The 13,332-nt window shown below is 40.2% G+C and carries 13 protein-coding genes; all 13 read left to right on the top strand.

Features of this window, described 5'->3' with window-relative positions; translation table 11 throughout:
• A partial coding sequence (gene truB / locus ACW0TQ_RS07790; protein ID WP_455725471.1) for a tRNA pseudouridine(55) synthase TruB occupies positions 1–1,065 on the top strand: 1,065 nt, incomplete at its 5' end.
• 25 nt (positions 1,066–1,090) lie between these two features.
• Positions 1,091–2,044 carry a bifunctional riboflavin kinase/FAD synthetase gene (locus tag ACW0TQ_RS07785; protein WP_193065527.1) on the top strand — a complete coding sequence of 318 codons (954 nt, stop codon included), beginning with the start codon at positions 1,091–1,093 and terminating at the stop codon, positions 2,042–2,044.
• 114 nt (positions 2,045–2,158) lie between these two features.
• Entirely contained in the window at positions 2,159–2,428 is a 270-nt protein-coding gene (gene rpsO, locus ACW0TQ_RS07780; RefSeq protein ID WP_040980194.1) for a 30S ribosomal protein S15, read from the top strand.
• Positions 2,429–2,902: 474 nt separating this feature from the next.
• Entirely contained in the window at positions 2,903–5,017 is a 2,115-nt protein-coding gene (gene pnp / locus ACW0TQ_RS07775) for a polyribonucleotide nucleotidyltransferase (protein ID WP_212928516.1), read from the top strand.
• Between the two features lie 169 nt (positions 5,018–5,186).
• Positions 5,187–6,140, top strand: coding sequence for a polysaccharide deacetylase family protein (locus ACW0TQ_RS07770; protein ID WP_212928517.1), 954 nt, complete (start codon positions 5,187–5,189; stop codon positions 6,138–6,140).
• Between the two features lie 25 nt (positions 6,141–6,165).
• On the top strand, positions 6,166–7,392 hold the full coding sequence (locus ACW0TQ_RS07765; RefSeq protein ID WP_455725470.1) for a M16 family metallopeptidase: 1,227 nt from the start codon (positions 6,166–6,168) through the stop codon (positions 7,390–7,392).
• 100 nt (positions 7,393–7,492) lie between these two features.
• The gene (locus ACW0TQ_RS07760) at positions 7,493–7,744 is read left to right on the top strand and encodes a YlmC/YmxH family sporulation protein (RefSeq protein ID WP_042534953.1); all 252 of its coding nucleotides are present in this window, start codon (positions 7,493–7,495) and stop codon (positions 7,742–7,744) included.
• 334 nt (positions 7,745–8,078) lie between these two features.
• On the top strand, positions 8,079–8,963 hold the full coding sequence (dpaA, locus tag ACW0TQ_RS07755; protein WP_042534952.1) for a dipicolinic acid synthetase subunit A: 885 nt from the start codon (positions 8,079–8,081) through the stop codon (positions 8,961–8,963).
• Positions 8,960–9,565 (top strand): dipicolinate synthase subunit B, encoded by a 606-nt coding sequence (dpaB, locus tag ACW0TQ_RS07750; RefSeq protein ID WP_455725469.1) that lies wholly within the window; start codon positions 8,960–8,962, stop codon positions 9,563–9,565. Before dpaA ends, dpaB begins: the two co-directional genes overlap by 4 nt.
• Positions 9,566–9,604: 39 nt before the next feature.
• Entirely contained in the window at positions 9,605–10,657 is a 1,053-nt protein-coding gene (locus tag ACW0TQ_RS07745) for an aspartate-semialdehyde dehydrogenase (protein ID WP_042534948.1), read from the top strand.
• A gap of 161 nt (positions 10,658–10,818) precedes the next feature.
• Positions 10,819–12,048 (top strand): aspartate kinase, encoded by a 1,230-nt coding sequence (dapG, locus tag ACW0TQ_RS07740; RefSeq protein ID WP_042534946.1) that lies wholly within the window; start codon positions 10,819–10,821, stop codon positions 12,046–12,048.
• 178 nt (positions 12,049–12,226) lie between these two features.
• Complete coding sequence (locus ACW0TQ_RS07735) at positions 12,227–12,964, top strand: ClpP family protease (RefSeq protein ID WP_139089224.1); 738 nt, start codon at positions 12,227–12,229, stop codon at positions 12,962–12,964.
• Complete coding sequence (locus ACW0TQ_RS07730; protein ID WP_042534942.1) at positions 12,961–13,167, top strand: YlzJ-like family protein; 207 nt, start codon at positions 12,961–12,963, stop codon at positions 13,165–13,167. The genes ACW0TQ_RS07735 and ACW0TQ_RS07730 overlap by 4 nt, the downstream gene beginning before the upstream one ends.
• Positions 13,168–13,332: the final 165 nt, after the last annotated feature.

The raw sequence follows: 13,332 nt of genomic DNA, 5'->3' as shown, positions 1-13,332 counted from the left end.
AAGCAACAGGTAGACCTGAGCAGGAAGCGGTTTTCTTACCGTGCGGCTGAACGTTGCCCGCGGAAAGCGACTTCCCGGAGCGGACATCTCTTTGGCAAGAACACCGATGTTTTAAAGACCAAGCGGTATTCTTGGTTTTTCTTATTTATTTCAAAAGGAAAAAGAGGTGTAATGACGATGAATGGTATCTTACCGCTGTGGAAGCCAAAAGGAATGACTTCTTTTGATTGTGTAGCTAAATGCCGCCGCTACTTCCATACGAAAAAGGTTGGTCATACAGGGACATTGGATCCGGAAGTGGAAGGCGTGCTGCCTATTTGTATTGGCAATGCGACCAAGATTGTTCCCTTTCTCACAGATACAAAAAAAGTTTATGTTGGGACAGTTGCATTAGGATCCACTACAGAAACAGAGGACGCCACAGGGAATATTGTAGAAGAAAAAGAAGTTACGCACATGCCGGGAAAAATAGAGATTGAAGCAGTGTTAGAAAAGTTTCAAGGAACGATTACACAAATACCGCCCATGTATTCTGCTGTAAAGGTCAATGGAAAAAAGCTGTATGAATATGCCAGAGCAAATGAAAAAGTAGAAAGACCAAGCAGGGAAGTCTTTATTCATGATATACAGCTTGGGTCTATAGATGAGGAAAAAAACGCTTTTGACATCTATGTAGAATGCTCCAAGGGGACCTATATCAGAACATTATGTGTGGATATCGGGAAGGAATTAGGATATCCGGCACATATGCTGCAGTTAGAAAGAATCCAAACCGGTAGTTTTTCCAAGAAAAATACGGTCACTTTTGCTATGATAGAAGAGGCGGCTGCCAGAGGTGAACAAGAGCAGTTATTAAGCCCGATTTCAGAGGGGGTAAGTCATCTAGTACATCAGGAAGTAGATGATGCATTAATGTTTCGGATTAAAAATGGTCAAAAATTAGCTGTTACCGATGCTCCTCTGACAAATAATCCGTTTGTGTTTACAAACAACGAAGAAGTACTAGCCATTTACGAAAAGCATCCGGAAAAACCGGATCAAATTAAACCATTAAGGGTATTTTAACGAGAGAAAGTGCAGGTGTAGCAGGATGAAAACAATGGAATTATCCTATCCGCATATGTTACATAAGGAGGATTTACCAGAAACAGTAAGTGCTATCGGTTTCTTTGACGGTATTCATAAAGGACATCAAAAGGTCATTCAGCAGGCCGTGGATAAAGCAAAAGAAAATAATATGGAGAGTGCAGTTATTACTTTTTTTCCGCATCCATCGGTTGTGCTGAGAAAAGATGTCCATCAGGTGAAGTACATAACCGTATCTTCTGAAAAACAGGCCATACTGGAAAAGCTTCAAGTAGACCGTCTGTATATCATCCGGTTTAATCAAGAATTATCGAAGCTCAGTCCGCAGGCTTTTATTGACCACTTTATTATTGGCTTACATATCAAACACCTTGTAGCAGGCTTTGATTACTCATTCGGCCATAAAGGGCAGGGCAAGATGGCAGATATGCAGGCCTATGCTAGAGATTTATTTACATGGGAAACCATCGGTAAAATCACATTAGATGAAGAGAAGGTCAGCTCTACCCGAATAAGAGCGGAATTAGCATCAGGAAATATGGAGCAGGCAGCACAATTATTAGGAAGATCCTTTGAAACAACCGGATTGGTCGTAAAAGGAGCACAGCGCGGGCGTGAGCTTGGTTATCCAACTGCTAATTTGTCTATATCCAAAGATGCCTTGCTGCCCAAGCAGGGGGTATATGCAACGCTCGTCCGTCATCAGGATAAAATATATGGCGGAATGGCGAATATCGGAACGAATCCGACATTTACAGAAACGATGGAGAATATGTCTGTCGAAGTATACCTGTTTGACTTTGACGGTGATTTATACGGGGAAGAATTAACGATAGAATGGTTATCTTATACAAGAGAAGAAATAAAATTTGACTCAAAGGAAGCGTTGATTGAAAGAATGCAGCAGGATGAGGAAGAAATTAGGGCTTATTTAGCAAATAGAAAAACTAATACTTGATTTTTCTCTTCAAAAACGCTATTCTTATATTTGTACAACCATCGCTTGGCATCACGTAACTCCGACGTATGCTAGGGGATTGGGGATAACAAATTTTATTTTGGAGGTGCCATCATGGCAATTACACAAGAACGCAAGAACGAAATTATTAATGAGTACAAGGTTCACGATACAGATACTGGATCTCCAGAGGTTCAAATCGCTGTTTTAACTGCAGAAATCACTGCATTAAACGAACATTTACGTACACACAAAAAAGACCATCATTCACGCCGCGGTCTTTTGAAAATGGTAGGTAAACGCCGTAACTTGCTAACTTACCTACGTAATAAAGACGTTACTCGTTACCGTGAATTAATCAAAAAACTTGGTTTACGTCGTTAATAAACGCAAAAAGCAGGAGAAATCCTGCTTTTTCTTTTATGTAAAAAATCCTATAAGAGGATGTTCAAAAAGTCCAATAAAAATGACACATCGAATTTCTGCGTTGACGAGCTTTTTCCGATACTTACGTATTTAAAGACATAGAGGAACTTCTGTTAAGAGCGCCCACGTCCTGTGGGCAACACAGAAGTCACCACATCCTGTGAAAGTCCGTTCGTAAAAAGCTCGTCGTCTTGAACTTCTTGGTCCTATTTATCGGACTTTTTGAACACACACTATAAAACGATAGGATTGTTCAATCAGGATGTATTTTGAACACCATATAAAAGGTAGTGATTGATTCCTGACAGGCTATCGTTTATTCTATAAAAAGGGATTCTTTTGTGAATAATAGAAAATAGAAGAAAAATGTAATATATGACGAGCTACATATATATTTAAATTACTGTAGCCTTGAAAGGAGCAACAAAACCAATGGCAGATGAAAAAAAGCTATTCTCTACGGAGATTTCAGGAAAGAAATTTACGGTTGAAGTAGGGGAGCTGGCTAAACAAGCAAACGGTGCCTGCATGATTCATTATGGAGACACGTCGGTATTATCTGTAGCAACAGCTTCCAAAGAACCAAAAGATTTACCATTCTTTCCGTTAACCGTGAATTATGAAGAAAGATTATATGCGGTAGGCAAGATACCAGGAGGATTTATTAAACGTGAAGGACGTCCGAGCGAAAAAGCAATCCTGTCTTCCAGACTGATTGACCGTCCAATCCGCCCGTTATTCCCTGACGGATTTCGTAATGAGGTGCAAGTAATCAGCACGGTAATGAGTGTCGATCAGGACTGTTCTTCCGAAATTGCTGCAATGATTGGGTCATCTATTGCGTTAAGCATTTCAGATATTCCTTTTGAACAGCCGATTGCAGGTGTCCATGTTGGACGTGTCGATGGAGAACTGATTATTAACCCTACGATAGAACAAGAAGCAAAAAGTGATATCGAATTGACTGTTGCAGGAACAAAGGATGCCATTAATATGGTTGAAGCTGGTGCCGACGAAGTGCCGGAAGATGTCATGCTGGAAGCAATCATGTTTGGTCATGAAGAAATCAAACGCCTCGTTGCATTCCAGGAGGAAATTGTACAAGCATTCGGTAAAGAAAAATTCGAAGTAGAAATCGCAGAAACTGACGAAGAACTTGTACAAAAAGTGGAAGCAGAAGCAAAAGCAAAACTGCTTGAAGCAATTCAAGTTGTTGAAAAACATGCCCGCGAAGATGCAATTGCTGCAGTGAAGCAGGAAATTGTTGAAAAGTATGAAGCAGAAGAAGCGGAAGAAGAAACGATTAAGCAAGTAAAATCTGTATTAAACAGTCTTGTGAAAGAAGAAGTACGCCGCTTAATTACTAAAGAAAAAGTACGCCCTGACGGCCGAAAAGTAGATGAAATCCGTTCATTATCTTCTCGTATCCATGTCCTTCCGCGTACACATGGTTCTGGTTTATTTACACGTGGACAGACACAGGCCTTAAGCATATGTACATTGGGAGCATTAGGTGATGTACAGATTTTAGATGGACTGGATTTAGAAGAAACAAAACGGTTTATGCATCATTATAATTTCCCGCAATACAGTGTTGGCGAAACTGGACCAATCCGTGGACCTGGACGCCGTGAAATTGGGCATGGTGCACTGGGAGAACGTGCGCTGGAAAAAGTAGTTCCAAATGAAAAAGATTTTCCTTATACAATCCGTCTTGTATCTGAAGTACTTGAGTCTAACGGTTCTACTTCTCAGGCAAGTATCTGTGCAAGTACATTAGCAATGATGGATGCAGGCGTTCCGATTAAAGCGCCAGTAGCTGGTATTGCTATGGGACTGGTGAAATCAGGAGAGGACTATACGATTCTTTCTGATATCCAGGGGATGGAAGATGCGCTTGGAGATATGGACTTTAAAGTAGCCGGTACAGAAAAAGGTGTTACTGCGCTGCAAATGGATATTAAAATCGACGGTTTATCCAGAGCGATTTTAGAGGAAGCATTGACACAGGCGAAGAAAGGCCGTATGCATATCCTGGATTCCATGCTTCAAACCATTCAGGAGCCAAAAGATGAGCTATCTGAATACGCACCAAAAATCTTGACCATGTCGATTAACCCAGATAAAATTCGAGACGTCATTGGGCCGAGCGGAAAACAAATCAACCAAATCATTGATGAAACCGGCGTAAAAATCGATATTGAACAAGATGGTAATGTCTTTATCTCATCTACAGACAGCGAGATGAACCAAAAAGCGAAGAAAATTATTGAAGATCTTGTCCGCGAAGTCGAAGTCGGTCAGCTGTACCTTGGTACCGTGAAACGTATTGAAAAATTTGGTGCTTTTGTTGAGCTCTTCAAAGGAAAAGATGGACTTGTCCATATTTCCGAGCTGGCGGAAGAACGTACAAATAAAGTGGAAGATGCTGTTTCTATCGGCGATCAAATCATGGTAAAAGTAAAAGAAATTGACCGTCAAGGAAGAGTTAACCTTTCCAGAAAAGCAGTACTGCAAGATGAAAAGAAAGAAAATGCTAAATCATAGTAAGAAAAATAATTAATTAAAGAAGAAAATATATTTCTGTGATAAAAAAGAAGCTGGTGTTAAATTCAGTTTCTTTTTTTATGGAGACAGAATAAAAAATGCATCGCTTAAAATACATTCATACTTGTCCCTCTAAAAGCATAAAAATACGAAGAGGGAGGGATTAAAGATGAAGCGGTATTTTAAGTATGTCCATGTTCTTGTTTTTCTGATTCTAATTTTCACGGTATTTGATATACGATATAATCCTTTTCAAACAGAGACGGTCATGATAGAACCATCAGAAATAGAAGTGAGTGCAACAAATGATGCCCTTTATATGGAGATTGAAGAAAAGAAAGGGGCTTACCAGGAAGAACCAGAAAATGCTTATATTGATGAGGTTTGGAAGAAGACACCAGGAAGAAATGGATTAGAGGTGAATGTGGAAGAATCGTATCAGAAAATGAAAGAAGCAGATAAATGGGATGAAAGCTTACTTGTTTTTAATGAAACCTCTCCTGATATCTTACTGGAGAACCTGGAACCAGCTCCAATTTATCGAGGTCATCCCAAAAAAGAAATGGTCTCTTTCTTAATCAATGTTTCCTGGGGGGAAGCATATATCCCGGAAATGCTGCAAATTTTAAAAGACCATCAAGTGAAAGCCACTTTTTTTATTGAAGGGAAATGGGCGCAAAATAATTCTGACCTTGTTAAAATGATTGAAGAGGAAGGACATTTAATTGGTAATCATGCCTATAATCATCCGGATATGGCTGCACTTGATAAAAGCAATGCCTATACGCAGATAGAGGAAACAAATCAAATTTTAAAAACCATCACAGGAGAACAGCCTAAATGGTTCGCGCCCCCAAGCGGAAGCTTTAAAGATGAAACAGTAGAAACTGCTGCAGAGCTGGAGATGGAAACAATTTTATGGACAGTTGATACAATTGATTGGAAGAATCCATCGGTATCTGTTATGGTTAATCGGATAGAAAAAAATGTTCACCCTGGAGCGATGATTCTTATGCATCCAACGCAGGCAACAACGAATGCGTTAGAGCAAATGATTACCATTATCAAGGAAAAAGATTATAAAATAGGAACCGTAGAATCGTTGTTAAGTGAATCACGTTAAGCTGAGATATTTAGGAGGATATGTATTGGTAGAAAAATATACAAGCAGTAATGGAGTACGGATTGTGTTAGAATCAATGCCGGCGGTACGTTCCGTCACGATTGGTATTTGGGTTAAAATTGGATCTAGAAATGAAAATCTCCATAATAATGGCATTTCTCATTTTTTAGAGCATATGTTTTTTAAAGAAACGAAAACAAGAAGCGCACAGGATATTGCAGAAGCATTCGACTCTATCGGCGGGCAAATCAATGCTTTTACATCGAAGGAATATACATGTTTTTATGCAAAGGTTTTAGATACACATAAAGAATTTGCTTTGGAAGTATTAGCAGATATGTTTTTTGAATCTACATTTGATGAAGAAGAAATGGAAAGAGAAAAAAAGGTTGTCTACGAAGAAATAAAAATGTGCGAGGATACACCGGATGATATCGTTCATGATTTGCTGGCCGAAGCCGCCTATGGTGAACACCCATTGGGATATCCAATTCTCGGAACAGAAAAACAGCTGGCATCTTTTGATCAAAAGCAATTACAGGAGTATGTAGAAGCTAATTATACACCTGATAATGTAGTTGTTTCGGTTGCCGGCAATGTATCCCATTCATTTATCAATGAGATCGATGCTTATTTTGGTTCTTTTACAAGAAAGGCATCTGAAGAAACAATCATCAAGCCCGCCTTCTTGCAGGAAGCAATTTACCGGAGCAAGGATACAGAGCAGGCACATCTTTGCCTTGGCTATAATGGATATGAAGCGGGAGACAAGCATCTATATCCATTATCTATCATGAATAACGTGCTTGGGGGCAGCATGAGCTCACGTTTATTCCAAGAAATACGTGAGAAAAAAGGACTGGCCTATTCTGTTTTTTCTTATCATGCAGCATTTATAGATGATGGCTTGCTGACCATTTATGCCGGCACAGGAAAAGATCAGCTGGGTCAATTAGAAGAAGTGATGAATTCTACACTTCATCATTTTATAGAGCATGGATTAACAGAAAAAGAATTACGAAACAGCAAAGAACAGATTAAAGGAAATCTGATGCTGGGATTAGAGAGCACCAACAGCAGAATGTCACGGAATGGACGGAATGAATTATTATTGCAAAGACATCGTACCTTAGATGATTTGATTTTAGAGATTGATGGGATTACCAATGAACAAGTTACGGATGTTATTAAAAATGTGTTTAAGCAAAAGCCGTCACGGGCATTGATAGCACCGGAAGATACGCCCAAGTAAAAGCATGTTTTCTTATTTTGGACATATAGTATATAAACGAAACTTCATTATTCTAAGGCTGTGACTGACTGCCTTCAGAACAGAGAAAAGGAGTTTTTCTATGGTACGCTTTCGAGATATGGGAGATAAGGAAATCATCAACGTGAACGAAGGGAAAAGGCTTGGGATGCTTGGGCAGACCGATTTAGAAATCAATCCGAAAACCGGGCAAATCGAAGCGTTTATTGTGCCAAGCTATAAATGGTTCGGCCTTGTAAAAGAGGGAGAAGAAACAAAAATCCATTGGAAGTCTATCAAAAAAATAGGGACAGATATGATCATGATTGATACAGAACTCCCTGAAGAAGGCTAAACAATGTAAAGCTTGTTTATTTTGCAGGAAAAGGTAATCAGACACACCTTTTCCTGCCGGATAAACAGGCTTTTTTTCTATGTTTTTTTCCCATCGGGACTGCGATTACTCGCCCCATCGAAAACCGTCGCAGCGGACATCTACTCGGCAAGAACCCGATGTTTTAAAGAACAAGCGGTATTCTTGGTTTTTCTTATTTTTCGAAAATAGGTTTTCACCCTTCTTGCCAGGAAGTCGGTATTTTAATGGCTAAATTGTTCACCACTGAATTAAAAATTCATAAACTATATCGAATCATGAATACGTGAAAAGTTGTCTGGAGGTTATACGTAAAATGAGTCGACGGATTGCAGTAATTGGTGGAGATGCAAGGTATTTAGAGTTAATAAAAATATTGAAAAGCAATCATGCTAATGAAGTAATTCTTTGTGGTTTTGATAAATTAGAGCAGGGATTTACAGGATTAAACGAATCAGCACTGGATGAATTGGACCAGAGCAAGCTGGATGTCGTTGTTTTACCGATAACAGGTACTGATTCAAAAGGGAACGTAGAAACTGTTTTTACAGATAAAAAAATTCATTTAGATGAAGCCTGGTTTCAAAAATTACATTCGGAATGTATGATTTTTACCGGGATGACGAATGCGTACTTAACAAGTATGGCGGAAAAAGCGGGCGTTACCTTAGTGCCGCTGCTTGATCGTGATGATGTTGCCATCTATAACTCCATTCCAACAGCGGAAGGAGCCATTATGATGGCTTTTGAGCATACCGATCAGACCGTCCACTCTTCCCGGGTGATGGTTGTAGGATTTGGAAGGGTAGGGAATACGGTAGCGAATAAATTTTCTGCGCTGGGAGCCAAGGTTTCTGTTTGTGCCAGGAGTATAAGGGATTTAGCGCGTATTACGGAAATGGGTTTACAGGCTGTGCCTTTACACGAATTAAGCAATCATACAGAGAACTGTGATATTTTAATCAATACTATTCCGAGCTTAGTAGTAACCAAAGAAGCGATTCAAAATCTGCCGACAAATGCAGTTATTATTGATCTGGCATCCAAACCCGGTGGAACAGATTTTGATTTTGCGAAAAAGCGTGGTATTCAAGCTATACTGGCGCGCAGTCTGCCGGGAATCGTAGCACCAAGAACAGCGGGGAAAATCCTTGCTAATGTGATGGAACAAATTCTGGAGGAGGAGCGTGCGTCAGAATGACATTCAAGAATAAGCGAATCGGCTTTGGCTTAACAGGATCGCATCATACCCTTCCTCATATTTTTCCAATTATCGAGGAATTGATTAAACAGGGAGCAGAAGTCATTCCATTTATAACAGAAATGGTTCAATACACCGATACGAAGCATGGAAAGGCTGCGGATAACGTGAAGAGGCTTGAAAAAGCAGCCAATCATCCTATTATTACCACTATTCCTGATGCAGAGCCCTATGGACCGGATAAACCACTTGATGTGATGGTGATTGCCCCGCTGACAGGGAATTCGATGAGCAAGCTGGCGAATGCCCATACAGATAATCCGGTTTTAATGGCTGCAAAATCAACGCTCCGAAATGAACATCCTTTATTATTAGCTTTAACAACCAATGATGCGCTTGGGTTAAATGCCAAGAATCTAGCTGTATTGCTTAATGCAAAGCACATCTATTTTGTGCCGTTCGGGCAGGATAATCCGCATCAGAAGCCCTCCTCGCTCTCAGCAAATCTGGATCAATTAATCCCTGCTGCAGAGGCAGCGTTAAAAGGAAAACAAATTCAGCCGATTATTGTACCTTATTCCACGAAAAATGTGTTAAAATGAAGTTTAGTTGACATTTAATAAGTGGAGGGAGTTATTGGAATGGCAGAGCAACAAACATATAATGTAGCCATTGTAGGTGCTACAGGGGCAGTAGGTCAGAAAATCAAACAAATACTCGAAGATAAAAAGTTTCCGGTAAACCAGCTTAAATTACTATCTTCTGCCCGTTCGGCAGGAAAAGAAGAAACTTTTAACGGGGAAACGATTATTGTTGAAGAAGCTGCGCCAGAATCATTTGAAGGAGTAGATATTGCACTATTTTCTGCGGGCGGTTCCATTTCTAAACAACTGGCACCTGAAGCTGTTAAAAGAGGGGCAGTTGTGGTAGATAATACAAGTGCTTTTCGTATGAATGAAGATGTACCGCTTGTTGTACCAGAAGTAAATCCGGAAGATATTGCAAAACATCAAGGGATTATCGCCAATCCAAACTGTTCTACCATTCAAATGGTTGCAGCTTTAAAACCGATAAAGGATGCATTTGGTATAGGGAAAATCATCGTTTCTACTTACCAGGCAGTATCTGGTGCCGGAAATGCAGCGGTAGAAGAGTTATATGAGCAGTCAAAAGAATATTTAGACGGTAACGAAGTAAAAGCAGAGATTTTGCCGGTTAAAGGAGATAAGAAGCATTTCCCGATTGCGTTTAACGCATTGCCGCAAATTGATGTTTTTGAAGATAATGGTTTTACATTTGAAGAGATGAAAATGATTAATGAAACGAAGAAAATCATGCATGATGAGGCATTAAATGTTGCGGCAACCTGTGTGCGCCTTCCATTTGCTACCTCCCATGCCGAGAGTGTTTATATTGAAGTAGATCAGGAAGGCCTGAATGTAAAAGATATTTGGAAGACACTGAAATCTGCAGATGGAATCGTCCTTCAGGATAATCCGCAGGAGCAGGAATATCCGACACCGCAATCTGCTGAAGGCAAAGAGGAAGTTTTCGTAGGGCGCGTAAGGAAAGATTTAGATAATCCAAAAGGATTCCATTTATGGGTAGTATCTGATAATTTATTAAAAGGCGCAGCATGGAATACCGTGCAAATCGCACAAACGTTAGTAAAAAGTGACGGCTTTAAAAAGTAATTAGATATCTTAGTATGTGTTTAAGAAGGCTGATAAAAGAAAAGATGCTTTTCTGGAATAATATTTTCATCTCCCTTCTTGAACCTTCTTGTAAATAATGATGTAATCAATCTATTAGACATCCAGAGTGTAACTTCTTGGATAGTGTTGAGGTGTTAATATTGCAAGTATTAGTACAAAAATTCGGAGGAACTTCCGTACAATCAGAAACGAACCGGGAACATGTTATCCGTCATATTAAAGATGCACTTGTTCAAGAATATAAGTTAGTCGTTGTTGTTTCTGCATTGGGAAGAAAACCGGATCCTTATGCAACAGACAGTTTATTAGGCTTAATTGATTTTCCGGCGAATAAAAACTCAAATCGGGAGCTTGATTTGCTGATGTCATGCGGTGAAATTATTTCATCCGTTGTGCTTTCTAATGAGCTGCAAAAAAACCATGTTTCTGCAACAGCTTTGACTGGTGCACAGGCTGGTTTTGTAACGAGTGAAGATTTTAATCGTGCAAAGATAAAAGAAGTCAATCCGGCCCGTATTTTACAGGAATTAGAAACGCATGATGTCGTTGTGGTTGCTGGTTTTCAGGGCCAGAGCGAGTCCGGAGAAATAACAACGATTGGCCGGGGCGGCAGTGATACTTCTGCAGCTGCCTTAGGTGTTGCGTTGGACGCAGAGCGTATTGAGATTTTTACAGATGTGGAAGGAATCATGACCGCAGATCCGCGTGTCGTAAAAAGTGCGCGTCCGCTTGATGTAGTAACCTATACAGAGATTTGTAATCTTGCTTATCAAGGGGCAAAGGTCATTCACCCTCGTGCTGTAGAAATAGCCATGCAGGGGAAAATTCCGATGCGTATCCGCTCCACCTACTCGGAACGGCTGGGAACACTTGTCACATCTTCCCGGATTGAAGAAGCTGGCGCAGATATTTCCGAACGAATGATAACGGGTATTGCGCATATTGCAAATGTGACACAGATTAAGGTGCAGACGAAAGAATCAGCGTACCGGGTACAGTCGGAAGTATTTAAGGCAATGGCTGAAGCAGGTATCTCTGTGGATTTCATTAATATTTCGCCGACAGGTGTTGCTTATACTGTGCCGGCTGAGCTTACGGCAAAAGCAATTGAAATTTTAGAGGTGCTGGGTTTCCAGCCGGAAATTACCGAGAGCTGTGCAAAAGTATCAGCTGTAGGAGCCGGCATGACAGGAGTACCCGGCGTTGCATCTAAAATCGTGCAGGCATTAACCGATTCTGGAGTGCAGATATTGCAGTCAGCAGACAGTCATACAACTATCTGGGTCTTGGTACATGACCACGAGCTAGTTACAGCAGTTAATGCATTACATGATGTGTTTGGTTTAAGCACAGAGGAAGTATCGCTTTAGAATCATGTAAAAAAACATGAAGCAGGATTTTGGCTGCTTCATGTTTTTTTATGGACTCTAAAATATAAGTTTGGACCGGAAATTTCACTTTATTTCTGCATCTCTTCTTCCGTATGATTTTTAACCGATTGTTTATACTAATCGTATATAAATAGCTGGAAGGAGTTTTTGTATGCGAATGGATACGGATGATAACAACGAAAATCAAGGAGAAGAGGAAAATCAGCCGAATGCATCCTCTCTTGTCGAAAAAATTCAGCAGCTGGGACAGGCGAATGTTCCGCAGGCGCCCGATTCAAATATCCATGTTTTATCCATTATCGGACAGGTAGAGGGACATCTTCAGCTGCCGCCGCAAAATAAAACAACAAAATATGAACACTTGCTGCCGCAGCTGATCGCCGTAGAGCAAAATCCTAAAATCGAAGGATTAATTATTCTTTTAAATACAGTCGGCGGGGATGTAGAGGCTGGACTGGCTCTGGCAGAAATGATTGCGTCGATGTCGAAGCCGACTACTTCGATTGTATTAGGAGGCGGTCACTCCATTGGTGCGCCAATTGCCGTTGCTACCGATTATTCCTTTATTGTGCCGACAGCAACCATGACAATCCATCCGGTCCGGTTAACAGGAATGGTTATCGGTGTTCCGCAAACCTTTGAATATCTGGACAAGATGCAGGAGCGGGTCATTCAGTTTATTGTGGAGCATTCCAATATCGACTCGGAAAAGCTGAAAGAGCTGATGTTTGCAAAAGGCAACCTGACTCGTGATATCGGTACAAATGTAGTTGGCAAGGAAGCAGTGGATTATGGATTAATTGATGAAGTTGGCGGGGTTAAGGAAGCAATACAAAAGTTAAACCATATGATTCAAGGGGTACATCCCGAAAAAGAAGAAGGAGATGCTTCATGATCCTCTATACACCATTATCTTATCAGGATATTTTTCCGGAATCGCAAGGAACTGGAAATGAAATACAAGCAGTAGAGTGGCAGGGAAGAACGGTTTTTGTATCAAAAAATAACGATGGCCATTACCAAATTAATCAGCTAATTTCGAGTAATCCGAATGATTATCTGAATCCGGATTTTTTACCAGGAAGAATTATCAGCTGATGGTAATCTATGCTATAATATAGAAATGGTAAAGAGATAAAATGAAGAAACAATACTGGGTGATATTATAACTGGAACAGCAGCCTCTTTAAAGAGCAGACCTGGAAAAGAAGCATGAATACTTTATTTTCCTGATAAAGTCTCTCTGTCAGCATAAAGAGAACT

The organism is Oceanobacillus sp. M60 (assembly GCF_053839645.1).
The sequence above is the reverse complement of the archived record's forward strand: the minus strand, read 5'-3'. Positions and strand labels throughout refer to the sequence as shown.